General features: G+C 75.5%; 17 protein-coding genes, 3 tRNA genes and 1 pseudogene. 7 read left to right on the top strand and 14 right to left on the bottom strand.

The annotated features are described in order from the left end of the window. Positions 1–56: 56 nt before the first annotated feature. The 4 genes and pseudogenes from ACIA8Q_RS10805 to ACIA8Q_RS10790 form a co-directional block, all read left to right on the top strand. Positions 57–758 (top strand): annotated as a pseudogene (locus ACIA8Q_RS10805) (NDP-sugar synthase); the annotation flags it as partial. Between the two features lie 125 nt (positions 759–883). Further along, a complete protein-coding gene (locus ACIA8Q_RS10800; protein WP_360205688.1) occupies positions 884–1,801 on the top strand; it encodes an NAD(P)-dependent oxidoreductase in 918 nt (305 codons plus the stop codon). Continuing rightward, positions 1,798–2,493, top strand: a complete 696-nt coding sequence (locus tag ACIA8Q_RS10795) for a spherulation-specific family 4 protein (protein WP_396317012.1) — start codon at positions 1,798–1,800, stop codon at positions 2,491–2,493. The genes ACIA8Q_RS10800 and ACIA8Q_RS10795 overlap by 4 nt, the downstream gene beginning before the upstream one ends. Positions 2,494–2,515: 22 nt before the next feature. Further along, positions 2,516–3,556, top strand: coding sequence for an endo alpha-1,4 polygalactosaminidase (locus ACIA8Q_RS10790; RefSeq protein ID WP_360205694.1), 1,041 nt, complete (start codon positions 2,516–2,518; stop codon positions 3,554–3,556). A 63-nt stretch (positions 3,557–3,619) separates the two neighbouring features. Here the strand turns inward: ACIA8Q_RS10790 and ACIA8Q_RS10785 are convergent, their stop codons facing one another. Then, a complete protein-coding gene (locus tag ACIA8Q_RS10785; RefSeq protein ID WP_360205696.1) occupies positions 3,620–3,823 on the bottom strand; it encodes a hypothetical protein in 204 nt (67 codons plus the stop codon). Between the two features lie 173 nt (positions 3,824–3,996). On the opposite strand from ACIA8Q_RS10785, the gene ACIA8Q_RS10780 reads away from it, so the two are divergent. Further along, positions 3,997–4,962 (top strand): aldo/keto reductase, encoded by a 966-nt coding sequence (locus tag ACIA8Q_RS10780; RefSeq protein ID WP_360205698.1) that lies wholly within the window; start codon positions 3,997–3,999, stop codon positions 4,960–4,962. Positions 4,963–5,168: 206 nt separating this feature from the next. Here the strand turns inward: ACIA8Q_RS10780 and ACIA8Q_RS10775 are convergent, their stop codons facing one another. The 6 genes from ACIA8Q_RS10775 to ACIA8Q_RS10750 all read right to left on the bottom strand — a co-directional run bounded on the left by ACIA8Q_RS10775 (position 5,169) and on the right by ACIA8Q_RS10750 (position 11,839). After that, positions 5,169–6,287: a C40 family peptidase gene (locus tag ACIA8Q_RS10775; RefSeq protein WP_396317011.1), complete on the bottom strand. Its 1,119-nt coding sequence runs from the start codon at positions 6,285–6,287 to the stop codon at positions 5,169–5,171. After that, positions 6,284–7,576 carry an SPFH domain-containing protein gene (locus ACIA8Q_RS10770; RefSeq protein ID WP_360205704.1) on the bottom strand — a complete coding sequence of 431 codons (1,293 nt, stop codon included), beginning with the start codon at positions 7,574–7,576 and terminating at the stop codon, positions 6,284–6,286. The genes ACIA8Q_RS10775 and ACIA8Q_RS10770 overlap by 4 nt, the downstream gene beginning before the upstream one ends. Before the next feature lie 232 nt (positions 7,577–7,808). After that, positions 7,809–10,961: an Ig-like domain-containing protein gene (locus ACIA8Q_RS10765; RefSeq protein WP_396317010.1), complete on the bottom strand. Its 3,153-nt coding sequence runs from the start codon at positions 10,959–10,961 to the stop codon at positions 7,809–7,811. 337 nt (positions 10,962–11,298) lie between these two features. Beyond that, a tRNA-Arg gene (locus ACIA8Q_RS10760) sits at positions 11,299–11,374 on the bottom strand. Positions 11,375–11,406: 32 nt separating this feature from the next. Continuing rightward, positions 11,407–11,482 (bottom strand) — tRNA-Arg (locus ACIA8Q_RS10755). 266 nt (positions 11,483–11,748) lie between these two features. Next, positions 11,749–11,839 (bottom strand) — tRNA-Ser (locus tag ACIA8Q_RS10750). Between the two features lie 178 nt (positions 11,840–12,017). Here ACIA8Q_RS10750 and ACIA8Q_RS10745 point away from each other — a divergent pair. Next, positions 12,018–15,551, top strand: coding sequence for a PAS domain-containing protein (locus ACIA8Q_RS10745; RefSeq protein ID WP_396317009.1), 3,534 nt, complete (start codon positions 12,018–12,020; stop codon positions 15,549–15,551). A gap of 75 nt (positions 15,552–15,626) precedes the next feature. On the opposite strand, the gene ACIA8Q_RS10740 is transcribed toward ACIA8Q_RS10745, so the two are convergent. The 3 genes from ACIA8Q_RS10740 to ACIA8Q_RS10730 form a co-directional block, all read right to left on the bottom strand. Further along, positions 15,627–17,288 carry a long-chain fatty acid--CoA ligase gene (locus ACIA8Q_RS10740; RefSeq protein ID WP_396317008.1) on the bottom strand — a complete coding sequence of 554 codons (1,662 nt, stop codon included), beginning with the start codon at positions 17,286–17,288 and terminating at the stop codon, positions 15,627–15,629. 188 nt (positions 17,289–17,476) lie between these two features. Then, positions 17,477–18,769 carry a hypothetical protein gene (locus tag ACIA8Q_RS10735; protein ID WP_396317007.1) on the bottom strand — a complete coding sequence of 431 codons (1,293 nt, stop codon included), beginning with the start codon at positions 18,767–18,769 and terminating at the stop codon, positions 17,477–17,479. Positions 18,770–18,836: 67 nt separating this feature from the next. Further along, positions 18,837–19,709, bottom strand: a complete 873-nt coding sequence (locus ACIA8Q_RS10730; protein WP_387900607.1) for a DUF1906 domain-containing protein — start codon at positions 19,707–19,709, stop codon at positions 18,837–18,839. 152 nt (positions 19,710–19,861) lie between these two features. On the opposite strand from ACIA8Q_RS10730, the gene ACIA8Q_RS10725 reads away from it, so the two are divergent. Further along, positions 19,862–20,926 carry an EamA family transporter gene (locus ACIA8Q_RS10725; RefSeq protein ID WP_360205728.1) on the top strand — a complete coding sequence of 355 codons (1,065 nt, stop codon included), beginning with the start codon at positions 19,862–19,864 and terminating at the stop codon, positions 20,924–20,926. A gap of 67 nt (positions 20,927–20,993) precedes the next feature. On the opposite strand, the gene ACIA8Q_RS10720 is transcribed toward ACIA8Q_RS10725, so the two are convergent. The 4 genes from ACIA8Q_RS10720 to ACIA8Q_RS10705 all read right to left on the bottom strand — a co-directional run bounded on the left by ACIA8Q_RS10720 (position 20,994) and on the right by ACIA8Q_RS10705 (position 25,343). After that, complete coding sequence (locus ACIA8Q_RS10720; protein WP_360205730.1) at positions 20,994–21,782, bottom strand: pyridoxal 5'-phosphate synthase; 789 nt, start codon at positions 21,780–21,782, stop codon at positions 20,994–20,996. Between the two features lie 389 nt (positions 21,783–22,171). Further along, the gene (locus tag ACIA8Q_RS10715) at positions 22,172–22,501 is read right to left on the bottom strand and encodes a hypothetical protein (RefSeq protein WP_360205733.1); all 330 of its coding nucleotides are present in this window, start codon (positions 22,499–22,501) and stop codon (positions 22,172–22,174) included. A gap of 482 nt (positions 22,502–22,983) precedes the next feature. Then, a complete protein-coding gene (locus ACIA8Q_RS10710; protein WP_396317006.1) occupies positions 22,984–24,348 on the bottom strand; it encodes an FAD-binding oxidoreductase in 1,365 nt (454 codons plus the stop codon). 167 nt (positions 24,349–24,515) lie between these two features. Next, complete coding sequence (locus tag ACIA8Q_RS10705; RefSeq protein ID WP_396317005.1) at positions 24,516–25,343, bottom strand: MerR family transcriptional regulator; 828 nt, start codon at positions 25,341–25,343, stop codon at positions 24,516–24,518. Between the last annotated feature and the right edge of the window lie 268 nt (positions 25,344–25,611).

Below are 25,611 nucleotides of genomic sequence, written 5' to 3'. Positions count from 1 at the left end.
GCCCGACCTGGTTCCAAGGTTCGTGTCCTGCACATCCTTTCCGTGGGGGAAAATCCATGCATGCAGTGATCCTGGCCGGCGGTAAGGGCGTCCGACTCCGCCCGTACACCACCGCGCTCCCCAAGCCGCTCGTCCCGATCGGCGACCAGCACGCGATCCTCGAGATCGTGATGCGCCAGCTCGCCGCCGCGGGCTTCAAGACCGTCACCCTGGCCATCGGCCACCTCGGCCACATCATCCGCGCCTACGTCGGCAACGGGTCCCAGTGGGGCCTGCGCGTCGGCTACGCCGTCGAGGACAGCCCGCTCGGCACCATGGGCCCGCTGCTCACCATGCAGGACCGCCTGCCCGAGCACTTCCTGGTGATGAACGGCGACATCCTGACCGACCTGGACTTCGCCGGGGTGCTCCGCCACCACGAGGAGTCCGGTGCGCCGCTGACCATCGCCACCTACGCCCGACAGGTGAAGATCGACTTCGGTGTGCTGACCACCGAGTCCGGCAGCATCACCGGCTTCCAGGAGAAGCCGAGCATCGACTACCGCGTGTCGATGGGCGTCTACGGCGTCTCCCGCTCGGCGCTCGCCAAGTACACCCCCGGCCTTCCGCTGGGCTTCGACGAGCTGGTGCTGGACCTGCTGGGCGCCGGGACCCCGCCGTCCGCCTACGAGTTCGGCGGCTACTGGCTCGACATCGGCCGCCCGGACGACTACGACCGGGCCAACGCCGAGTTCTCGTCCATCCGCCCGGTGCTGATGCCCTTCGAGTCGGCCGAGAAGGTCCCGGCCGTGGCCGAGCTGCCGCTCGCGGCCGCGCGCACCACCCCGGACGACCAGGCCGAGGAGCCCGCCACCGCGGGCGCCCAGAGTGACGGACGGGCCGCGTGAGGATCCTGCTTCTCGGCGGCGACGGCTTCCTGGGCCGTCACGCCACCGCCGTCCTGCGGTCACTGCCCGGTGCCACCGTGCTGACCGCGGGCCGGCGGCCCGCCCACGACCTGCGGCTCGACCTGGCCACCGCGCAGGCCGGACCGCTCGGCGAGGAACTGGCCGAGCTGGCCCCCGACGTGGTGGTCAACTTCGCCGGTGCCGTGGCCGGCAGCGCGGTCAAGCTCGCCGAGGTGAACGCGCGCGGCCCGGCCGTGCTCTGCGAGGCGATGCAGCTCGGCACCCCGAAGGCCCGGCTGGTGCACATCGGCTCGGCCGGGGAGTACGGCGTCTGCGCCGAGGGCAGCTCGCTGTCCGAGGACGCCGACGCCCGCCCGGTCGGCGTGTACGGCGCGACCAAGCTGGCCGGCTCCCTCGCGGTGGCCGGTTCGGCACTGGACGCGGTGGTCCTGCGGGTGTTCAACCCGGTCGGCCCGGGTGCCCCGGCGGGCTCGCTGCCCGGCCGGCTGGCCGCCGAGCTGCACCGGGTGGCGCCCGAGGGCGCCGACGGCGTGATCACCGTCGGAGACCTCTCCGCCTACCGCGACTTCGTCGACGCCCGGGACATCGCCCGCGCGGTCGGCCTGGCCGCCGCCGCGGAGGGGCCGCTCCCCCGGGTGCTCAACCTGGCCTCCGGACGGGCCCGACAGGTGCGGGCGATCGCGGACGGGCTGGTCGCCGCAGCCGGCTTCACCGGCCGGATCGACGAGACCGGGGCGGGTTCGGAGCGTTCGGCCGCGGTCTCCTGGCAGCAGGCCGACGTCTCGGCCGCCGCCCGGGAGCTCGGCTGGCAGCCGGAGACGGACCTCGCCGACACCCTGCGCGACCTGTGGCTCGACACCGTCGGGTCCGCGACCGCCCCGGTGGTCCCATGACCACCGGGCCCACCCCCGACGGCCGCCTGCTGGTGCCGCTGTACGTCCACCCCGCGGTGGACCCGGCGGCCTGGCGGGCGATCGCCGCCGCCGACCCCGGCCGGATCAGCGCCGTGGTGCTCAACCTGGCCGACGGGCCGGGCGAGACCCCGGACGGCGTCTTCGCCGAGGCCGCCGAGGAGCTCCGCTCGGCCGGCCTGCCGCTGGTCGGCTACACCGACACCGACTACGGCCGGCGGCCGCACGCCGCGGTGGTGGCCGACATCCTGACGTACCGCCAGCGCCACGGCATCACCGGCGTCTACTTCGACCAGGTGTCCACCCAGCCCGGCGCGCTGACGCACTACCGCCGGCTGGCCACCGCCGCCCGGGCGGCCGGCTGCGGGACGGTGATCTTCGGCCACGGCGAACACCCGGACCCGGGCTACGCCGAGGTCGGGCTGGCCGACCTGCTGGTCACCTTCGAGGGCAACTGGGACGCCTACCGCGAGATGACCCTCCCGCTCTGGACGGGCCGCCACGCGGCGTCCCGTTTCTGCCACCTGGTGTACGACGTCCCGGCCGAGCACGCCGAGGACGCCACCGCGCTGATCGCCGCCCGCCGGGCGGGCGTCGGCTGCGCCGTCCCCGGCGCCGGGGAGAACCCCTGGTGCACCCTGCCCTACGGTCTTACCGCAGCGGAACTGACCTGACCCGATCCGGAGTTCGACTACCGTGAACCGCCGTACCCGGCTCCTGCCGGCCGCCATCATCGCCACCGCCCTGCTGGCGACCTCGTGCAGCAGCTCAGGCTCGGACGACGACAACAGCTCCTCGGCCGACGACTCCCCCAGCACTCCGCCCGCGGCCACCGCGCCGGCCACCCCCGGCGACAGCACCGCCCCGAGCACCCCGCCGGACACCGGAACGCCGTCCGCCACCCCCGGCACGCCGAGCACCCCCGGCACCCCGGGCCCGACCGGTGCACCCCCCACGCACGGCGCGACCACCCCGCCGGGCGCCACCACCGCCCCGGGCACCCCCGGCGGCAGCACCGCCCCGGCGCCGTCCGGCGCCCGCTGGCAGCCCACCCCCGGCCTCGCCTGGCAGTGGCAGCTCGGCGGCGGCACCGTCGACCAGTCGGTGGACGTCCCGGTCTACGACATCGACGGCTTCGAGAACGACGCCTCGGTCGTGGCCGCGCTGCACGCCAAGGGCCGCAAGGTGATCTGCTACATCAACGCCGGCTCCTGGGAGGACTTCCGCCCCGACGCCTCGGCCTTCACCAAGGCCCTGCAGGGCTCGGACACCGGCTGGAAGGGCGAGAAGTGGTTCGACATCCGCAAGCTCGACCAGCTCAAGCCGCTGATGGCGGCCCGCTTCGACATGTGCCGGAGCAAGGGGTTCGACGCCATCGAGCCGGACACCATCGAGGCCTACAACCAGAACAGCGGCTTCCCGCTGACCGCTGACGACCAGATCCGCTACAACCGCATGCTGGCCCAGCTCGCGCACGAGCGCGGCCTGGCCATCGGTCTGAAGAACGACCTCGACCAGATCCCGGCCCTGCTGCCGGACTTCGACTTCGCGGTCAACGAGGAGTGCTCGCAGTTCGACGAGTGCGACCGCATCTCGCCGTTCGTCAAGGCGGGCAAGGCGGTGTTCCACGTCGAGTACAAGCTCGACACGGGCCAGTTCTGCGCCAAGACCAAGTCGCTCGGCTTCAGTTCGATGCAGAAGAAGCTCGACCTGAGCGTCTGGCGCAAGCCCTGCTGAACCGCCGGCGCACGGCGGCTTCCGTCGCGCGGGTGACCCCCGTCAGGGTCACCCGCGCGAGGATCACTTGACCGCCAGCCAGACGACGGCGCCCAGAACCACCAGGGCGACGACGGCGATCAGCGCGATCGTGCCGGTGCGGCCACCACCACCGCTGCTGCGGCCGTAGGTGGAGACGGTGCCCGGGGCCTGCGGGGCCGGGGTCTCGTCGACGAACGCCCGGAACATCTGGGTGCTGCCGGCGGGGTCGTAGTCGTTGTCAGCCATGGCACGGACTCTAACGAATCCGCCCGCCCGGGGGACAGTCCGGACCCCTCCCGCGCGCACCGCACCGCCCCGGTGTACGGGTCCGCGCCGGCCGCGCGACGCCGCCGCGGCGGACCCGCGACGGCCGCCCGGCGCACGGAATGCCGCACGGCGCGATCCGGTTGACTGCGACCATGACCGGAAACCACAGCGACGCCACGGCCCGGGTCCGGCTCGGCGCCTCCGACCTGTCCGTCTTCCCGCTCTCCCTCGGCGGCAACGTCTTCGGCTGGACGGCCGACCAGCAGCAGTCCTTCGCGGTGCTGGACGCCTACGCGGCGGCCGGCGGCAACTTCGTCGACACCGCCGACGTCTACTCGGCCTGGGTCCCCGGCAACACCGGCGGCGAGTCCGAGACGATCATCGGCGACTGGCTGCGCAGCCGCGGCAACCGCGACGAGGTGGTGATCGCCACCAAGGTGGGCCTGCACCCCGGTGCGCGCGGCCTGGGCGCGGCCAACATCAAGGCCTCCGCGGAGGGTTCGCTGCGCCGCCTGGGCGTGGAGCGGATCGACCTCTACTACACCCACCAGGACGACGACACCCCGGTCGAGGAGTTCGTCACCGCGCTGGACGAGCTGGTCCGCGAGGGGAAGGTCCGCGCGGTCGCCGCCTCCAACATCGGCGCCGAGCGGCTGGCCGAGTCGCTGGCCTTCGCCGAGCGGGAGGGGCTGGCCGGGTACGTCGCCGTCCAGCCGCACTACAACCTGGTCTCGCGCGGCACCTTCGAGGGCCCGCTGGCCGAGGTGGTCGCCCGGCACGGCCTGGCCACCGTCCCCTACTACGCGCTCGCCTCCGGTTTCCTCACCGGCAAGTACCGCCTCGGCGGCACCGGCGTGGACAGCGCCCGGGCCGAGGGAGCCGCCCGCTACCTGGACGACCCGCGCGGTCCGAAGGTCCTGGAGGCCCTCGACGCCGTCGCCGGGGAGCACGGCGTCGAGCTCGCGACCGTCGCCCTGGCCTGGCTCGCCGCCCGTCCGACCGTCGCCGCCCCGATCGCCAGCGCCCGCACCGTCGAGCAGCTCCCGCCGCTGCTGGCCGCCGCCTCGCTCCGACTGACCCCGGAACAGACGGCCAGGCTGGACGCCGCCTCCGCCTGAGCCAGCTCCCGCGGGCCGTGGGCGCCGGGCCCTGCGGTCGCGCCCGCGGCCCGCGGCACGAGCGGCCGTCGGCCGCTGCTGGGGAGCGGCCGCGGGTTCGGGGTGGCCGCTGGTTCGGGGCGGGTCGGGGTTCGACGGAACCCCGGAGCACGCAGCGGGCCCCGGCGGGATCGCTCCCGCCGGGGCCCACGACTGCTGCCCGCCGGCTACGGCCGCCCGAAGTGGGTCGGGTAGTAGCCCGGGTCGAGGGCGGCGATCCGGACGGTGCGGCCCGGCCTGGGCGCCTCCACGAAGGTGCCGCCGCCCAGGTAGATCCCCACGTGGTGGATCCCCGAGGCCCGGCCGGTGTCCGACCAGAACACCAGGTCACCGCGGCGCAGCTGGCCCGCACTGATCGGCGTGGTGGCCGCGTACTGGTCGTCGGCCACCCGCGGGAGGCTGATCCCGCTGCGGCGGAAGGCCTGCTGGACCAGGCCGGAGCAGTCGAAGCCGGACGGCCCGTCACCGCCCCACACGTACGGCTTGCCCAGCTGGGCGAGCGCGTAGTCGACGGCCGCCGCCACACTGCCGGAGCCCTGCTCGTCGTCCGTCGAGGACGCGGCCGCGGGCCGGGAGGGCGCCTCACCGTCGTCGGACCGGCCGGTGCGGCTGAGGTAGACGTCGTAGTGGCTGGTCCACCGCCACTCGCCGGCACCGTTCCTGAACCAGTACTTCGAGCCGTCCCAGCCCTGGCGGATCCCGGAGGACGCGGCCGGGACCTTGGACGCCGTGGCCGTCTTGCCGGCGGAGCCACCGGTCCCGGCGGTACCGGCGGACCCCCCGGACCGGCCGGTGCGGCTGAGGTAGACGTCGTAGTGGCCGGTCCACCGCCACTCGCCGCTGCTGTTCCTGAACCAGTACTTCGACCCGTCCCAGCCCTGCTTGCCGGGGGCCGCGTGCGCGGCGCCGGCACCGGCCGTCAGGCCGACGACTCCTGCGCCCGCCAGCACGGTGGTGGCCAGGCAGGTGGTCCGGACGGCCCGGTGTATTCGGCTGCCGCCGCCCGCCGTCGCGGTCCGGGCGGTACGCGGCCGCGCCGCGCAGTTCGGGCAGCCGCAACCGGCGATCGCGGGGATGCTTCCGGTGCTCTCCTCGAAGCCGATCAGGCCGCGGTCCGGCTCGGCGTCGAGGTCGGCCGCGGGCCCGGCGTCGAGGCCGGACTCGAAGTCGGCGTCGAAGTCGGCGTCGAAGTCGGCGTCGAAGTCGGCGTCGAAGTCGGCGTCGAAGTCGGCGTCGAAGTCGAGGCCGGGATCGGGATCGGCGTAGGCGCCGGTGGCTATCCTCATGCGGGTCGTCCTTCCTTCCGCCCGGCCCGGGCGGCCGGGGGCGGTACCGAGGCGGCCACTCCGGCCGGGGCGACGAAGGCGACCAGCAGTTGCTCCATCAGGGCGCTGCGGGCGGCCTCGTCCAGTTCGTGCGCGGTGGCGCGCTCCAGGCGGCGGACGGCGAGCGCCGCGGCCTCCACCGCGTCGTCCACCAGCACCGTCCGCAGGCCCGCGTCCAGGTCGGCCAGCCGGCGCCGGCGCATCGACTCGGCGACCTCGGGCGCGTAGTCGAGCGCCAGCGGCTGCGCCGAGTAGACCTCCAGGCCCGCCGGGGCGACCTCGGCGGCCAGCGCCCTGGTGAGCTCGTCGGCGAACCACTGCCCGTCCCGCAGCGCCGGCCCGGGCGCCGCGTTGCTGTCGCAGGGCAGGAGGGACGCGGTGCGGGTGAGCACCGCCTGGACCTGCTCGCGCAGGTAGCCCTCGTGGTCGTCGATCGCCAGCAGCGCCCGCGCGGTGTCCTTGACCCGCCAGACGACCAGCAGCCGGACGACGATCGGGGTACCGGTGCGGTCGACCACCTTGGCCGGTTCGCTGCGCCAGTGCCGCAGCCGCACGTCCACCCGGCGCCGGCGCAGCAGCGGGTTGACCCAGACCAGGCCGGTGCGGCGGACGGTGCCCCGGTAACGGCCCCAGCGGGTCAGCACCCGGGTCTCACCGCCGGCGTTGGCCAGCAGTCCGGCGAGCGTGAGCACCGTCAGCAGACCGGCGGCGCCGACCGCGGCGACCGACGCGGGGTCGGCCTCGGCCCGGCCGCTCGCCCGTACGGCGGTGCTGCGCAGGTCGGGCAGCACGTCCCAGTGCGGGATGACGCCTGCGCGCAGCAGCACCAGCACCACGCCGATCGTGCCGACCAGCACCACCAGCAGGGCGAACCAGCCCGGCAGGGCGGTGGCGGGGGTCTCGCGCAGCGCCTGGTCGGCCCGCGGGGGGCGCCGGGAGGTGGCGGCCGCGGGGGCGCCGGCCGGGGTGACCTCCGGGAGCTCGACGGTCTCCGGGCCGGCCGATTCCAGCGGGTCGCGCAGGTCGGCGGGGTGGCCGACGGCCGGGCCGGGGACGACGGCCAGCGGGGTGGTCGCCGGACCGCCGTCGGCCGGGCCCGCCGTCCCGGCCGCCCGGGTGGCGCCGGAGGGCCTGGCGGCCGTGGTTCTGACGAGCGCGCTGGAGCCGGAGGCGGAACGTTCCGGCTGGGCCGGGGGGAGCGCCTCGGGCGGGGTGTCGGGTCGCTGCGAAGAATCGCGGGTGACGTCCATGCACGGATCCTCGGGGTCGGTGTGTCGCGCAACGGGCGGCCCGGATCTGACGGGCAGTGCCAGGGCCAGGCTAAGTTCATACGTCATCAAATGCGACATTTAAGGTGAGGTGTGTCGACATTTACTGACGTATCGTCCGAAGCCGACCTGACGCGCAGGCACATGAACGGATGGTCGGGATGGTCAGGGGCATCGACGCAGGTCAGCGCCGGTCAGTGGGACGGTGGACGGATCAGCGTCTGCGGGCACCGGGGCCCCGGGCGAACACCCGGCGGGTGATCAGCCCGATGCCGGTGAGCACCAGCAGGCCCCCGGCGAGCCCACCCCGCCAGCCGCTCGACGCCGACCGCTCGGCCGCCGCCTGCGAGGCCTCGGCGGCGGACCCGACGGGCTCCGTGCTCGGCGGCGCCGGCAGCGGGCGGCCCCCGGCGCGGACGGAGGCGTCCCGTTCGGCCATCGGGGTCGGGAGCACCGCAGGGGTCGTGCTCGGGGTCGTGCTCCGGGTCGCAGCCGCGGTAGCCGTCGAGAGCGGTGCCGGAGGCGAGGACGGGGGCTGGGCCGGGGTCGGGCCCGGGGGCTGAACGACGCTCGGGGTGGCAACGGTGTTCGGGGTGGCAACGGCGCTCTTGGCCGGGACAGCAGCAGGAGTCGGGACGGCGCTCGGGGTGGGGGCGGCGCCCGGCCTCGGCGGGCCGGAGGCGGACGGCAGGGCGGCGGCAGCGGTCGGCGCAGCCGCCGCGGCGGAGGCCGTGGGGCTCGCGGAGGCCACCGGGCCCGTGGGCACCGGCACAGCCGGCACGGCCACCGCCGGCTGCGGCGGCACCACCGCGGCCGGCGGGACGAGGATCGGCAGCAGCCCGGCCGGCAGCGGCGCGATCACCTCCGGCACCGTCACCACCGGTCCGGGCCCGGAGGGAGCGGAGGACACCTCCGGAGCGGCCGGGGCCGCGGAGGGGTTCGGCGCCGTCGGACTCCCCGAGGGAGCCGTCGGCACCACCCCGGCAGGGCTCGGCACCGCCAGCGCACTCGCCGGGGCCGGGACGGACGCGACGGGGCTCGGCACCGCCGGAGTCGCCACGGTCGGGCTCGACGGCGCCGGGCTGGGCACCGCCGGGCTCGGTGCCAGCGGGCTGGGCACCGCCGACGCAGACGCCACCGGGCTCGACGCCGCCGCAGACGCCACGGCCGGGGTCGACGCCGACGACCCGGACGCCGGCGAACCGGGTGTCACCGGCGCCGGCGCCACCGGACTCGGCGCCACCGGCGCGGCCGCGACGCGGACCCGCACCGGCTCCGCCGCCGCACCGTTCCCCGCGAGGTCGGTCGCCGTGACGACCAGCCACTGCTCCCCGTCCGTCAGATCCCGGTTGGCCGTGCAGGTCCAGCTGCCGTCGAGGGCCGCCGTCGCGCCGCACAGCACCGTCCGCTCGTCGGACGCCGCGCCCCCGGCCCGTGCGGTGACCAGCACGTTCACCCGGGGCTCGGCCCGCCCGGCGAGCTTCGGCCGGCTGACCCGCACGGTCTCTCCGGCGGCCGGCGAGGTGAGCACCGGCCGGTCGGGCGGGACGGTGTCGACGACCAGGGCGACCGCCCGCCCGGCCGTCCGGTTCCCGGCGGCGTCGACCGCCACGGGGGTGAGCAGGTGGCGCCCGTCCGCCAGGTTCTCGACCGGCAGGCAGGACCACTGGCCGTCCGCCCGCACCGCGCTGCTGCACAGCTCGGCGCGCTGGTCGGCGACCGAGACGGTGCTGCCCGCCTCGCCGGTGCCGGTGAGCTGGAGCCCGGGGTCGTTGGTGTACTCCGGGAGGGTGAGCGAGGGCGCGGCGGGCGGCGCCGTCTTCACGGTGACCCGGACGGCCTCGCCGCGCAGCACCACCCCGCCGCTGGTGGTCTCGACCGGGGTGAGGGTGTGCGGCCCGGCGGCGAGCGCGGTGCCGGGGCGGCAGGACCAGTCGCCGCCGCGTTCGACCCTGGCCCGGCAGAGGGCCGCGTCGCCGTCCCGGATCTCGACGGTGGCGCCGGCGACCGCGCCCTCGCCGCGGATCTGCGGGCGGGCGTCGGCGAGGGCGGTGCCGTCGACGGGCTCGGCGATCTCCGGGCGGGCGGCGCCGACGGTGAGCCTGATCCGCTGGTCGGAGACCTGCCCGGAGTCGGCGAAGCCCCCGGAGGGCACGAGCTGGCTGGCCTCGCGGGCGATCCGCAGCCGGGCCCAGGTGTCGCCGGAGGCGGCGCCGGAGGGCACCGTCCACTCCAGGGTCGCGGTGTCGGCGCCGGCCGGGACCTCGGTCTGCACCCGCTCGGCGGGGTCGAAGCGGCCGTTGCGGTCGAAGTCGATCCAGCCGGCCAGGGTCGCGGGCTGGTCGTCCACCGCCACCGGGACGGTGACCCGGTAGTAGTGGCCGATCGCGGCGTCGGTCGGGAAGCTGATCGACGGGTCGGCGCCCTGGTACTCGCCGCGGCCGGGCTGGAGCTTGGGCGGCAGCGGGCTGGCGAAGACGCTGCGCCGGGCCGCCCCGTGGTCGAGCTCCACCAGCGGCTCGTCGCCCGCCCCGGCCGGGGCGGGGGCGACGGGGCGGGCCCGCCGGGTGGGGTTGGCGGCGTCGGCCCCGAGGAACAGGTCGGAGACCACGTGGGAGGCGTTGCCGTAGCCCTGCGGGGCGGTGCCGAGGTCCTCGTCGACGGTGACGGTGTACGCCTGGCGCAGGACGGGCGGGGCGGTGGTGCTGCCGCCCCGGGCGGTGGAGCGCTGTTCGACCCGGAGGAGGGCGGTGCGGAAGGTGCCGGCCAGTTCGAGGCTGCCTTCGGCCGCGGAGCCGCCGCTGCCGTCGGACCCGCCGTCGGCGGCGGGGGCGAGCGCGTTGGCGTCGACCGTCCAGCCGGGCCAGTCGGTGCGGTTGACCAGGGCGGGGGCGGCGGGCGAGCCGCCGGTGAGGGTCAGCCGGGCCGTGGTGCTGGTGGTGCCGTTCTTCCCGGTGGCGACGGCGGCCAGCCCGCTGACGTGCAGCCGGGGGTTGCGGACCGGTCGGGAGAACGTCAGCTGCAGCGTCCCGACGGTGCGCCAGGAACCGTCCGTCTGCGGGCGGTCCTCCGCGACGGCGAAGGTCTGGGCGGGGTCGCCCGGGCGCGTTCCGTCCGCGTACAGTCCGGCCGCCCGCCCCCCTCCGGCGCGCTCGTCGAGCTCGCCCGGTTCGGCGGTCACCGAGACGCCCGGCGAGGCAGCGAAGTCGAGCTGGACGGAGAGCCCCGAGGGGAGCAGCGCCCGGTGCTCCCCGGACCAGGCGTCAGGAGACTGCTGGGCCACCGAGTACGGGGCGTTCCAGCCGGTCAGCAGTCCGGCCGCGAGGAGGGCCAGGGAGGTGGCCGTGCGGGGGAACTGTCGGCTCATCCGGCTCTCCTTCGCGATCGGCTGCCGGGGTGCCGGGCAGTCTGGGCACAAGATCCGACAAAACGGAATCACGACCCCAGACCGGTCATACTGCGACACCTGCGCTTTTGGCCCCATCCCACCCGATTGGAGGTCATCCGAGCGGCAGGACGGGATGTACCCGAAACAGCCCCATTTCATCCACTGGACGGCGGCACGGAACGACCCGGGCGGTCCCGCCGGAAGCAGCCGGGGAACCCGCCGGAACGGGGCCGCACCGCACACCCGCCCGGCCCACCGGGGGCCGCAGCGCCCCGGAAACGGAGAAGCCCCCGGCCGGTGGCCGGGGGCTTCTCGATGGTGCGCTCAGCAGGATTCGAACCTGCAACCTCTTGATCCGTAGTCAAGTGCTCTATCCGTTGAGCTATGAGCGCAAGGAACGGGCGAACCCGATCTTGCGGAGTTGTGGTGCGCTCAGCAGGATTCGAACCTGCAACCTCTTGATCCGTAGTCAAGTGCTCTATCCGTTGAGCTATGAGCGCTCGCCCTGGTGAACAGTGCCACCGGGGCGGTGCGGGGACAACATTACATGACCTGCGACGCGGGGCGAAATCGATTGATCCGGGCCCCCCGGCGGCCCCGGCCGGGACCGGCCCCGGACCGCCCCGCGCACCCGGCCCGCACCGGCCCGGACCCTGCCGGACCCGGCCAGACCCGGCCGGACGTACGAGGGTCCGGCCGGACGTACGAGGGTCCGGACATGCGAAAGAGCCCCGCCGACGAGATCGTCGGCGGGGCTCCCGGTCGGCGGAGGCTGAGGGATTTGAACCCTCGATCAGGAATAACCCCGAAACCGCATTAGCAGTGCGGCGCCATAGACCGGACTAGGCGAAGCCTCCTCCACAAGGATCAAGCCCGCCTGAGCGGACCCGTTCCGTGTGCCTGTGATGATGCCACAACCGCGGGGTTCGGCACCAACCACCGCCAACGTTACTAGGCGGGTCGTCCCCACCGCAAAGAAGAATGAGATACTGCCGTCTCCGGAGGAGCTGCCCTGAGCCGAGGAGACCTGTCGACGTGAGCAGCAGGCCGATCCGAGGCGCTGCTCGCCTCGCCGCCATACTCGACGCCCTGCCCGACGCGTTGCTGCTGGTGAACAGCAACGGGACGGTGGTGGACGCCAACAGCGCAGCCGTCCAGGCGCTCCAGGCGCCCGGCACCTCGCTGGTCGGCATGGGCGTGCTGGACCTCCTGCCCGAGTTCGACCCGAGCCGGATCCCCGGCTCGATGCGTCCGGCCGCCCGCGAGGGCGACGAGCCCGACCGCCCGGTCCGGATGACCGCGCGCCGCACCGACGGCACCTCCTTCCCCGTCGAGGTCTCCGGCAACGACTTCCCCGACGACGGCGTCAGCGAGGGCCGCGGCTACGCGCTCGCCCCCTACGACCCGTACCGCGACGAGCGCTCCCGCGCCTCCTCCGCGACCGACCTGCTCCTGCTGCTGGTGCGCGACCTCTCCGGCCGGCTCGGCGTCGAGGCCGAGCTGCGCCGCCAGCACAAGCAGACCGAGATGATCCTGCGCGCCGCCGCCGAGGGCGTCCTCGGGGTCGACCTCGAGGGCCGCTGCGTGCTGGTCAACCCGGCCGCCGCGCACATCCTGGAGTACCGGGCGAGCGAGCTGGGCGGCCGCGAGCTGCACCCCCTGATCCAGCACTCCCGGGCCGACGGGACCCCGCTCGCGCTGGAGGAGTCCGCGCTGCTGGACACCCTGACCTCCGGCCGCAAGCACCGGGTGCGCGGCACCGTGCTCTGGCGCAAGGACGGCCGCCCGGTCACCGTCGACCTCACCACCGCCCCGGTCCGGGACGGCGACCAGCTGGTCGGCGCGGTGATGACCTTCACCGACCGCAGCCGCGAGCTCGCCCTGGTCGCCCGCAACGACCACCTCACCGCCGTCCTGGAGAGCGAACTCGGCGGCGCGCTGACCGCGCTGAACGAGCGGCTGGACACCCTCGCCGCCGACCCGGCCGGGCAGCTCTGGCCGGAGGCCAACTGGACGCTGCGCCGGCTCGCCGACGAGTGCCGCCGGTTCGGTCGGCTGATCGACGGCGTGCTCGCCCACCAGCGGGCCGAGGCCGGCGAGAGCGGCCTCGCGGACGGCCGCGACGGCAAGGACACCAAGGACGCCAAGGGCGGCCGCCGGCCCTCCGAGCGGCGGGTGCCCGTCGCCCTGGACAAGGTGGTCCGGCGGGCCGTCGAGGAGGCCGGCGGGCTGGTCGGCCCCGGCCGGGTGCGCTTCTCGGTGCACGCCGCCGCCGTCGAGGTGATCGCCGACGAGCACCGGCTCGCCCAGGCGCTCGCCCACCTGGTCGCCGACGTCAGCGGCATCGGCCTCGCCCTGGACGCCCCCGTCACCCCCTCCCCCGGCCTGGCCGCGCCCGGCCCCAACGGCGGGGCCGTGCCGGTGCCGCCCGAGCCGCCGACCGTCGTCCTGGCCGCCGCCCAGCGCGGCGAGGTCGCCCGGGTCGAGATCCGCGGCCCCGGCCTCGGCGGCAGCCCCGTGCACCTGCCGATAGCCCGCGCGGTGGTCGAGCGCCACGGTGGCGTGCTCCAGCCGCACGAGCTGCCCGGCAAGGCCGGCACCACCTACGTCGTCGAGCTGCCGCTGGACCCGGCCGCCGCGAAGGCCGCCGCCGAGCGCGCGGGCGCCGAGGGCCGCTCCGACCGGCCCAAGGAGAGCGACAGCGCCGTCCTGCCCGAGCTGCCCGGCATCCCGCAGCTGCCCAGCAGCGACGGTCCGGCCGAGGCCGCCGAGGGCTCCGGCGAGGGCGGCGAGCAGCCCGGCCGCGAGACCCCCGCCGTCGAGCGGACCACCGAGGAACCCGCCACCGAGCGGCGCGGCCGCCGTGGCCGGCCCGCCGCCGAGACCCCCGAGGCCCCCGCCGCCGGCACGCCGACCGACCCCGGCACGCCCGCCGACCAGTGGCCGAACGCCCCCGCCCGGATCGAACGGGCCGTCCCCGAGCAGTGGAACGGCACCGGCAACGACCCCGCGTACGGTCGCCAGGGCCTGGCCGGCCCGGACGGCGCACAGCGCGACCCCTGGGGCAAGGACGACGGCCGCTCAGGCCCCGCCTACGCCGTACCCGTCGAGGGCGAACGCCCCCGGCAGAACCGCCCCGCCGGGCGCGAACCGCTCGCCCTCGGCCCCGGCACCGCCCCGGACGACGGCACCCCCGCCGCCGGCACCCCCGCCCCGGACGGCGCCCCGGCGTCCGACGGCACGGCCAAGCCCCGCCGGCGCCGCGCCCTGCCCGCCGCCGAGGACGCCCCCGGCGGACCGGCCCTGCCCGGGCTCGCCGACACCCCGGTCTACCCCGGCCTGGAGAACGCGCTGCCGTCCGGGCCTGCGCCCGTGGCGGCCGAACCCGCCGCCGCGCCGACCGGGCGCCGCCGCCGACTCGCCGTCCCGCCGGGGCCCGCCCCGGAGACCCCGGCCGGACCGCCCGCCCACGGGCCCCAGGAGGACCGGCCCGTCCAGGGCGCCCCCGCCGCCTTGGAGCCCGCCCGCCCCGCGCTGCCCGCCGCCGAGGAGCAGTCGGGCCCGCAGCCGGTCGGCAGCGGTCTCGCCGAGCTCGCCCCGCCGCGTCCGCTCGCTGGCCCGCCGGTGCCCACCCTCGTGCCGCAGCCGCCCGTCCCCGTCGAGGCCAGGACGGCGCCCCGTCCGATGGCCGCGCTGCCCGCCGCACTGCCCGCCGGCGGCGACCGGGCCGTCCCGGAGCAGCCGTCGCTGCCCGCCGGTCCGCCCGCCCTGCCCGGTGCTCCCGCTCCGCTCGGTGCGCCCGGCGCTCTCGGTGCGCCCGGCGCTCCGGAGGACGGCGGCGGCCGCCGGCTGCTGGTCTGGCCCGAGCCCGACCCGGCCACCCGGCAGGCCCTGCAGGAACGCGGCTACCAGCCGGTGATCGTCCGCTCCCGCGAGGAGGTGGACGCGCAGGCCACCGGATTCCCCGCGGCGCTCTTCGTCGACCCGCTGACCGGCCCGATCACCCGCACCGCGCTGCAGTCGCTGCGCACCGCCGCGCTCAACAGCCGCGTCCCGGTGCTCGTCACCGCCGGCCTCGGCCAGGCCACCCGGGACTCCACGTACGGCGCCGACCCGGCCGTCCTGCTGCGCGCCCTCGCACCCCGCGACGGCGAGCACCACGCCCCGCGCGTCCTGCTGGTCGAGGGCGATCCGGACATCGCCGCCGCCATGATCAGCAGCCTGGAACGGCGCGGCATGCACGTCGAGCACGCCACCGACGAGAACGACGCCGTCGCCCGGGCCGCCAGCGTGCAGCCCAACCTGGTGGTGATGGACCTGTTCCAGATCCGCCGCCGCCGGGTCGGCCTGCTCGACTGGCTGCGCGCCAACGACCGGCTGCACCGCACCCCGCTGGTCGTCTACACCTCGGTCGACCTCGACCCGCGCGAACTGCCCCGGCTGCGCACCGGCGAGACGGTGCTGTTCCTCGCCGAGCGCTCGACCAGCGCGGACGTCCAGTCCCGGATCGTCGACCTGCTCGGTCGGATCGGCGCGATGGGCGAGGCCGGCGTCCCCGCGGCCGGCTGAGCACGCTCGAAGGGCCCGCCGCACCGGAAGTCCGGTGCGACGGGCCCTTCCGTCAGCCTGCGGGCGACCCGCGGACTACTCCTTGCCGAGCACCGTGACGTCCAGCTCGTCCGCCGCGTAGCTGGCCCGGATCACCTTCTTGTCGAACTTGCCCACCGAGGTCTTCGGCACCGACTCGACGATCGACCAGCGCTCCGGCAGCTGCCAGGAGGCGATCCGCCCGGCCAGGAAGGCCCGCAGCTCCGGCAGCCCCACCGAGGCCCCCGGGCGCAGCACCACGGTGGCCAGCGGGCGCTCGCCCCACTTCTCGTCCGGGACGGCGACCACGGCGGCCTCGGCCACCTCGGGGTGGGCCATCAGCTCGTTCTCCAGCTCCACCGACGAGATCCACTCGCCGCCGGACTTGATGACGTCCTTGGCCCGGTCGGTGAGCGTCAGGTAGCCGTCCGCGGTGATGGTGCCCACGTCGCCGGTGCGCAGCCAGCCGTCCTCGGAGAACTTGTCCTCCGGGCGGAGCGGGTCCTGCCCGGCGCCGCCGTAGTAGGCGCCCGCGATCCACGGGCCGCGCACCTCCAGCTCGCCCGCCGCCACGCCGTCGTGCGGCATCCGCTCGCCGCCCGGGCCGATCAGCCGGGCCTCCACGGAGGCCGGGAAGATGCCCTGGGTGACCCGGTACGGCCACTCCTCCTCCGGGGTCAGGCCGCCGGGCGGCTGGGCGAACGAACCGAGCGGCGAGGTCTCGGTCATGCCCCAGGCGTGCACCACCCGGATGCCGTGGCGCTCCTCGAAGCCCTCCATCAGCGAGGGCGGACAGGCGCTGCCGCCGATGACCACCATGCGCAGGCTGGAGGTGTCGTAGTCCCCCGCGTCGAGCTCGTCCAGCAGGCCGCTCCAGATGGTCGGGACGGCGGCGCTGACGGTGGGCCGGACGGCGGCGATCATATCCGCCATCGGCTTCGGCTGGAGGAAGCGGTCCGGCATCAGCAGGCTGGCGCCGGACATGAAGGCGGCGTGCGGGATGCCCCAGGCGTTCACGTGGAACATCGGGACCACCGGCAGCGCGGTGTCCCGCGGGGTGAACGCGAAGTTGTCGCCGGTGTTGACCTGCAGGCAGTGCAGGTAGACCGAGCGGTGGCTGTAGAGCACGCCCTTCGGGTCCCCGGTGGTGCCGGAGGTGTAGCAGAGCACCGCGGCCTGCCGCTCGTCGACGTCGGAGCGCCACGGGTACGCGGTGGGCCGGTCCGCGATCAGCTCCTCGTAGTCGTGCACGGTGCCCGCGAAGCCGGCCAGCAGCGAGCGGTCGCCGGGGCCGCTCACCACGATGTGCCGCAGCGTCGGGGCGAGGTCCCCCAGCACCGCGGCGAGCAGCGGCAGCACGCTGCCGTTGACGATGATCACGCGGTCGGCGGCGTGGTTGACGATGAACGAGAGCTGGTTGGCGGGCAGCCGCAGGTTGAGCGTGTGCAGCACCGAGCCCATCGCCGGGACGGCGAGGTACGCCTCCAGGTGTTCGGCGTTGTTCCACATCAGGGTCGCCACCCGGTCGTCCCCGGTCACGCCCAGCTCGTCCCGCAGCGCACAGGCGAGCTGCGCGGCCCGCGCCCCGACCTCCGCGTAGGTGCGCACGACCGGCCCGGAGCCGTCCCAGGTCGTGACGGTGGACCGGCCGTGGATGGTGGACCCGTGCTCCAGAATCCGGGCGACGGTAAGCGGAACGTCCTGCATCGTGCTGAACACGGGTCCTCCTCGACCTGGCGGCACTGGCGGCTGTGCCCGCGGGCACCTACCGGGCGGTAATGCGCGCGGACGTGCCCGATTGTGCCGCCCCGCCCGCCCCCTGTCAGCATCCCGACCCCGTTGCACGGATCACGACCCCGCCCCGCCCCCACCCCCGATCCGCTCCCGCTCCGTGGCCACGGCGCCGTTCAGGGGGTGGGGCGGGTGTGGTCGGGGCGGGAGAGGCGGACGGAGTTGGTGGGGTCGGGGAGGTAGGTGGGGTCGAGGGTCCAGCCCTGCTCGGCGGCGAGGCGCAGGACGTGGTGGGCGCCGGCGCCGCGGTAGGTGGCGCGGTTGACGCGGATGCGGCGCAGGAAGGTGCCGTCGGGGGCGGTGACGCCCCGGTAGGACTCGGCGGGCTGGGCGAGTTCGCGCTGGACGGCGCGGTCCAGGACGCGGCGGATGTGGCGGTCCCAGGCGGCCCGGCCGTTGGTGAACTCGGGCCAGAAGGCGCGCGGACCGACCGCCCAGCGGGCGCCCCAGCGGTCCCAGTGGTCGGGCTCGGGGTGCTTCACCCAGAAGGCGAGCAGGCTGAGCACGCCCAGCACGGGGACGTAGACGAACTGGAGGAGGAACATCACCGGCAGCAGCGGGGCGAAGCGGGTCGGCTGCGGGCCCCACGGGGTGCCCGGGGCGGCGGGCGGGTCGTGCGGGGCCGGGGCGCGGACGCCGGTCGGGGCGGGGAAGCGGCGGGTCAGCCGGACGTGGCCCGGGTCGGAGTGGACCGGTACGCCGTGCCAGCCGTGGCGCTCGGCGAGGCGGACCAGGCCGGCCGCGCCGAGGCCGCGGTAGAGGCGGACGGCGAACTCGGTGTGCACCGCGCGGCCGAGGTCGGGCAGCGGTGTGCCGCCGCCGGCCGCGTGCTCGGCCTCGGCGGCGGCGATCCGGCGCGCCAGGATCGGGGCGACGTACCGCTCCCAGTCCTCCGGGCGGCCGGTGAGCTCGGCCTTGAGGCGGCGCGGCGGGATGAAGGCGCGGTTGACCTTCAGCCAGCCGTCGGAGTCGGGGCCTGAGGGGCCGCTGCTGCCGGACCAGAGGAGGAGCGCGAACAGGGCCACCAGGGCGGCGATCCAGAGCGGGGCGTAGATCCACTGCAGGGTGAACTGGAGCAGGACGGCGATCCGCCCGCGGCGCGGCCCGGGGCCGGGGAAGGCCTCCGCCCCGGCCGGCACGGGCGGCGGGGACGGAGCCTGCGGGGTCGGAGCCTGCGGGGCGACCGGGTCGGGCTGCGCGGAGTGGTGGGGCTGCGCGGCGCCGGGCGGTGCCGGGTACGGGTGCGCCTGCGGCGGGACGGGCCGGGCGTACGGGTTCTGCGGGGCCGGGCCCCGGCCGTACGGGTTCTGCGGGTACGGGTCCGGAGGGTACGGCCCCTGCGCGTACGGGTTCTGCCGCGGTGCGGCGCCGTAGCCGCCCGCGTCGTCGTGTCCCTGTCCGTTCGACATGCCGCCGCCCCCCTCCGCTGGACCGGGGCCACCTTATCGGGGGGCCGGCGGGCCGCCCGGTGGGGCGTCAGCCGGCGGTCGGGCCGTCGACCTGGTTGCGGTCGACGGTGAGGGTGGCGCCGCCGTAGGTCTCCTCGGCGTTGCCGCGGTACTGGTGGACCCGCTGGTGGGAGCTCCAGAGGTCGGCGGTGAGCGGGCCGGAGCCGGCGGTGTCGGCGTGGTCGTCCCAGCGGGCGTACCAGAGCGCGTCGGGCAGCGGGGAGCTGCCGGCCCGGGCGGCGGCGGCCAGGTCGGAGACGCCGGATTCGAGGCTGGAGTAGAAGCCGGAGCGGTAGCCGGCGGAGTGCAGGGCCTCGGTCCAGCCGAGGGTGTAGTCGACGACGGCCTGGCCGCAGGCCGGGTCGTTCATCGGGTAGGCCTCGACGTCGAGGTAGACGGGGGCGCCCGGGCCGAAGCCGAGCGAGCGCAGGGCGCGGACGGCCTCGTCGGCCTCGTCCCGCCCCTGCCGGACGGCGGTGGCCGGGTCGATCCGCCGGGGTTTGCGGCTGAGCCGGCTGCACGGGGCCTGCAGCCCGACGTGCACGGGCAGGAAGCGCCAGCCCAGGGCACGGGCCTGGCGCACCCAGTCGGCGGTGAGCCGGGGCTGGGGGCAGCCGCGTTGGGAGCCGCTGACGTAGATGCCGAGCGCGCCGTACGGGGAGGCGGCGCGCCAGGCCCGCAGGGTGTCGACGGGCGGCGCGGTGCAGGCGTCGAAGGCGGGTCCGGCGTAGGCGTCGCGGAGCCGGGGCGGCCCGATCCGGTCGGGCAGGGTGAGGGCCCGGATGCGGGGGACGGCGGCGGCGGCCGGGGCGGTGGCCTCGGTGTTCACGCCCGTCCCGTCGGTGGCCAGCAGGAGCACGAGGGAGGCGGCGACGAGGGCCGCGGGGCGTAGGTAGCGCACCGACCCTTGATACTGACGGACCATCGGACGATCGCGGCAACCACGCCGCGGACGCCGGGCGAGCCCACCCCTTCGGGCGCACCCGTCCGCAGCCGTCCCGCCATTTGTAACGAGCTTGCCGGTTTGTCGCTCCTTACGGCAAACTCACCCTTATGCCCACCTCCAACCCCAGCGAAACCGCAGCCCCGACGTCGGCCGCCGCCGTCGCCGAGGCCCTTGCCATGCCGCCCGCCCCCAAGGGCGAGCCCGCCGGCGAGCGGGGCGGCTGGCGACGAGGTGGGGCGTCCGGCGCCGCGGCGCCACCCGGCGCGCACCCCGGCCGGCCCACCGGCCGGTTCCCGAAGGTCCTGCGGCGCCCGGAGCGGATCCCGGCGCCGCTTCTCTGTCTGACGGCGATGTTCCTGGTGCAGACCGGCATCGCACTCTCCAAGCCGCTGTTCGGCCCGCTCGGGGTCAGCGGCACCACCTTCCTGCGGCTGGGCTTCGCGGCGGTCATCCTGCTCGCCGTGACCCGGCCCCGGCTGCGCGACAAGCGCCCGCGCGACCTCGCGGCGGCCGCGCTGCTCGGCATGGCCTCCGCCGGGATGACCTTCCTGTTCGCCGGTGCGATCGACCGGCTGCCGATGGGCACCGCGGCGACGATCGAGTTCCTCGGCCCGCTCGCGGTCGCCCTGGTCTTCGCCAGGAAGGCCAGCCACCTGCTCTGGGCGCTGCTCGCGGCGGCCGGCGTCGTCCTGCTGACCCTGCTCGGCGAGGGCGACGGCGGGGGCGGACTCGATCCGGTCGGCCTGGTCTACGCCTTCGGCGCGGCCGCCTGCTACGCCGCGTACATCCTGTTCACCGACAAGGTCGGCGCCGCCTTCCAGGGCTTCCAGGGGCTGGCGGTGTCGATGACCGTCGGCGCGCTGACGCTGGCGCCGTTCGGCCTGGGCCAGGCGTGGGACGGGCTGACCGCTCCCGGTGCCTCGCCGCTGGTGCTGCTGGCCGCGGTGGCCGGGGTGTCGCTGCTGCTGCCGGTGATCCCGTACGCGCTGGAGATGACCGCGCTGCGACGGATGCCGCAACGGGTGTTCAGCGTGCTGGTCAGCCTGGAGCCGGCGGTCAGCGCGCTGGTCGGGCTGGTGGTGCTCGGCCAGCTGCTGGGCGTGCCGCAGCTGGCCGGGATCGGCTGCGTGGTGGCGGCCAGTGTGGGCGCCACGCTGACCGGGCGGCGGTAGCCCGCCGCCGGGGCGTCGGCCGACCCCGACCGGAGCGGGACCGGGCTACGGCCGGAACGCGACCGGGCTACGGCCAGAGCAGGGTGCGCGACCACTCCGGGGTGCGGACCGGCCCGGTGCGGGTGTACCGGAGCCGGACGTGCCGGCGCTCGGCGTCGCCCTGCCAGTACTCGACCTCGTGCGCCCACAGGGTGTAGACGGCGTGCCCGGCCGCGACCGCGTCCGGGGTGGCCTCCAGCCGGCGGCGGGCGACCGCGACGGCCTCGTCGTACTCGGTGAGCGAGCCCAGCGGCTCGCTCTGCCGCCCGACCAGCGCGCCGACCCGGGCGGCCGGCGAACGGGTGGCGAACTCCGCCGCGGCGACCAGGTCCGCGGCCCGCTCGACGGTGCCGCGGACCCGCACCTGGCGGCCCAGCTGCGGCCAGTAGACGGTCAGTGCGGCGGCGGGGTGGTCGGCCAGCTGGCGGCCCTTGGGGCTGTCGGCGGCGGCGGAGAACACCCAGCCGGTACCGGAGGCGTCGACGTCGCGCAGCACCAGCACCCGGGCGTCCGGCAGGCCGTCCGCGTCGACCGTGGAGAGGGTGACCACCTGCGGGTCCGGCACGCCGGCGGCCAGTGCGGTGGCGAGCCAGTCCACGAACAGCGGGCCGGGCTCGGCGGGGGCGCTCTCGGCGTCGAAGGACGGCAGCGGTCGGGCCATCGGCGGGCGACCGAGCAGCAGCTCGGGCACGGACCTCGGCTCGGGCCGGTGCTCCGCCGGGTGCTCGGCCCTGACGTCCGGCCCCGGTCGCGGATCCGGCTCCGGTGCAGGCCAGACCTCGCCCGGGCCGGTCAGCCCCTCCTCGTCCGCCGCCATCGCGCGCCCTTCCTTCCGGTTGCCGCGGTCGCCGCCCCGGCCGGGCCGTCCTTCCCTGGCCCGGGCACGTGCTGCACTCTCGGAGCGCAACCGTACCGCCGAGGCCCGACGGCTCCGGGCGCGGGCCCTCACTGGACGCGCCGGGGCCAGGACGCACCCGTGGGCGGTGCCGATGGCGGCACCGCCCACGGGGCCGGTTTCGCGGCGACCCTTTCCGCTGGCCGGTCTTGCGCGCGTCTGATCGCGCCCGGGCGGGATCTCCGCCCGGAGACTGGTTCGAGCCCCTCCGCGGGTGCTCAGCTCACCCGCGGTCACCCACCTCCGGCGCCCCCGCCGTCGGTGGTGTCCGACCGGATCGGTCGGAGATCCGGATCAGCCGAGGACCCGGATCAGTTGAAGATCGGGGCGAAGACGACGTTGACGTTCTTGTTGGACTGCCCGGCCAGGATGGTGCCCGCGTTGTCCTTCACCGCGAGGGTGTTGTTCTGGTTCGAGGCACCGGAGCCGGTGGCCGTCTGCTGGGTGGAGACGTAGTTGCCGTCGACCGAGCCGAAGACGTTGCCCGTGCCGACGTTGGACACCACCCCGGCGTTGGAGCCGGCGGCGGCACCCGCGCCGTTGTCGGCGGCCGCGGCACCGGCGCCGGCCAGCAGCAGCCCCGCCGCGAGCGGGGCGGCGAGCAGGAGTCCGGCCACCCGGCGGGTGTGGATGCGAGCCATGAGAGCCTCCAAGAAAGCTGTAAATCGTGCAACTGTCGAGCAGGGGGTGCGGGAGTTCGCCGGCCAGACGAACACCTGCGGGCTGCGACGCCGGGAGACAGACTTCCGCAACAAATCGACAAAGCACTAGCCGACGGAGCAGTTTTCGCCCGTTAGCGTGATATCCACCCAGCCCGCGAATAACGGCAGCCGAAGCGGACAGCACGCCGACACACTGCCTCCGAACTGGGGTTTTAGCCCGAACGGCGGCCATCGACCCGCCCGCCGGAAACGGCGCGTCGATACGGTGCGAACCACCGCGCGCACCACCCCGGCGCCGACGAACCTGGAAAGCGCCCCCCAGAAGGTTCGACCACCCTTCCATGTCGACATTTCCAGCCATCGTCAGCCGATCGGAAAGTCGTACTGAAACGGGAGGAACGGCGGGGAGGAGCGGTGGAGGGGAACGGCGGAGGAATTCCGGGCGCCGTGCCGGATGACGATCAGACCATCTTGCCCGGGTTCAGGATTCCCAGCGGGTCGAAGACCGCCTTCAACTGCCGTTGCAGATCCAGGGCCACCGGCCCCAGCTCACGGGCCAGCCAGTCCCGCTTCAGCAGCCCCACCCCGTGCTCCCCGGTGATCGTGCCGCCCAGCTCCAGCCCCAGCGCCATGATCTCGTCGAAGGAGCGCTGCGCCCGCGCCGTCTGCTCCTCGTCCGCCGCGTCGAAGATCACGATGGGGTGGGTGTTGCCGTCCCCCGCGTGGCTGACCACCCCGATGGTCAGCGCGTGCCGCTCGGCGATCGCCGCGACGCCGTTCAGCATCTCGGCCAGCCGGGACCGCGGCACCGCCACGTCGTCGATCATCGTGGTGCCGAGCCGGTCCAGCGCCGGCAGCGCCAGCCGCCGGGCCTCCAGCAGCAGGTCCGACTCCGCCTGGTCCTCGGCCGGCACCACCTCGGTCGCCCCCGCGGCCCGGCACAGCTCCGCCACCCGGGCGAGCTCGGCCGTCCGCTCCGGCCCGTCGAAGGCCACCAGCAGCAGCGCCCGGGTCGACTCGGGCAGCCCCATCCGGCCCAGCTCGTTGACCGCCCGCACGCTGACGGCGTCCATCAGCTCCATCAGCGACGGGGTCAGACCGCGCGCCATCACCTCGCAGACCGCCGCACCGGCCGCGTCCGCACTCGGGAACTCCGCCGCCAGCGCCAACTGCGGCGCCGGGGCGGGCCGCAGCGCGAGCACCGCCCGGACGACCACGCCCAGCGTGCCCTCCGACCCGACCAGCAGCCTGGTCAGGTCGTACCCGGCCACGCCCTTGGCCGTCCGGCGCCCGGTGGACAGCAGCCGCCCGTCCGCCAGCACCACGTCCAGGCCGAGCACGTACTCGCCGGTGACGCCGTACTTCACGCAGCAGAGCCCGCCCGCGCCGGTGCCGATGTTGCCGCCGATCGTGCAGGACTCCCAGCTGGACGGGTCCGGCGGATAGGCCAGCCCCACCTCGCCCGCGGCACGGGAGAGTTCGGCGTTCACCACGCCCGGCTCGACCACCGCGATCCGGTTCACCGGGTCGATCTCCAGGATCCGGTCCAGCTTCACCATCGACAGCACGATGCAGCCGTCCACGGCGTTCGCCGCACCCGAAAGCCCGGTCCGCGCGCCCTGCGGCACCACCGGCACCCGCAGCGCGGTGGCGGTGCGCAGCACGTGCTGCACCTGCTCGACCGTCTCCGGGAACACCACCACGGCGGGCACGCCGGCGGCGCAGAACCCCGCCATGTCCCGGCTGTAGGCGGCGGTCACGTCCGGGTCCACCACCACCGCGCCGGCCGGGAGGCCCTCCGTCAGTCGGTCCGTCAGATCGCTCATCGCCGCCTCCACTCGCCGCCCACCGGCCTCCTCCGGCACTCTGCCCGCCCCGGATCGGCCGGGCAAGTGGTCCCCGCCGGGCGAGCGGCCCCCGTCGGCACCGCCGCGCCGACGGGCGCCGCCGGGGCGGTGGGCCCCGACCCCCGTGCGGGGCCCACCGGCAGCGGTCAGCGGCGGACCACCGGCTCCTGGAACTCGGTGACCCACTGCGCCGGGTCGTCCGGGCACTCCAGGTAGAGCTCGCGGGCGTAGCCGGCGGAGCGGTAGCCGTTCGCCTCGATGAAGCGGGCCAGCTCCTGGAAGGCGCCCACGGCGTCGTCCATCGGGCCGCGGTGCACCAGCGTCGCCGCCTCCTCGATCGGCGGCAGGTCGAGCACCGCGACGTCGGACCGGCCCGGCTCCACCGACGGCCCGACCGGGACGGCGACCCGGATCAGCACCGCGCCGTCGCCGTCCGGCACGTCCTCGTACCGGGCGACGGACGGGCCGGTCCCCGTGATCCCGGCCGCGGCCAGGCGCCGGCACAGCTCCGCGAACAGCGGGCCGATCACCGGGCCGATCTGCTCGGGCTCGTAGCCGGCGGCCACACCGGTCAGTTCGGCCACCCGGACGGGCGGCACCCGCTTCACCACGACATCGTGCGTGGACATGGTCCCCTCGCTCTCGATCGTCCGGAGCCTCGCCTCCACCCGGGCCAGCCGCTGCCCGTCCGCGGCGATCGCCTCGGCGAGTTGAGCCCGCCGCAGCCGCAGCATCCCGCGCAGTTCGACCGGGTCGACCTGCTCGTCGAGGACGGCCCGCACCTGCTGCAGCGTGAAGCCGAGCTCCTTGAGCGCGATCAGCCGGTTGAGCCGGGCGAGTTGGGACGCCTCGTAGGAGCGGTACCCGGTGACCGGGTCCACCCGGGCGGGCCGCAGCAGTCCGATCGCGTCGTAGTGGCGCAGCATCCGCACCGACACCCGGCCGTGGCTGGCGAAGTCTCCGATGTTCAACATGGTGCTCCCACTCCACTGCCTCTCACGGTGTCAGGGTCAAGTCCCGGCCCCGGAACGCGCGAAGGGCGGGTGCCGAACGATCTCGGCACCCGCCCCTGAGCAGGTGGTTCTCCTACCGGCGGAGAGCGTGGGATTCGAACCCACGGTGACGGGTCACGCCACGACAGTTTTCAAGACTCACGCTCGAACAGGTAGCCGATATGACGTTATCGCAGGTCAGGAGGGTAGCAAAGCCTCGCCTGAACCGTCCTCGTCGCCACCGTGCCAG

Source organism: Kitasatospora sp. NPDC051705 (genome assembly GCF_044453265.1).
Taxonomy (GTDB): Bacteria; Actinomycetota; Actinomycetes; order Streptomycetales; family Streptomycetaceae; genus Kitasatospora.
The sequence above is the reverse complement of the archived record's forward strand: the minus strand, read 5'-3'. Positions and strand labels throughout refer to the sequence as shown.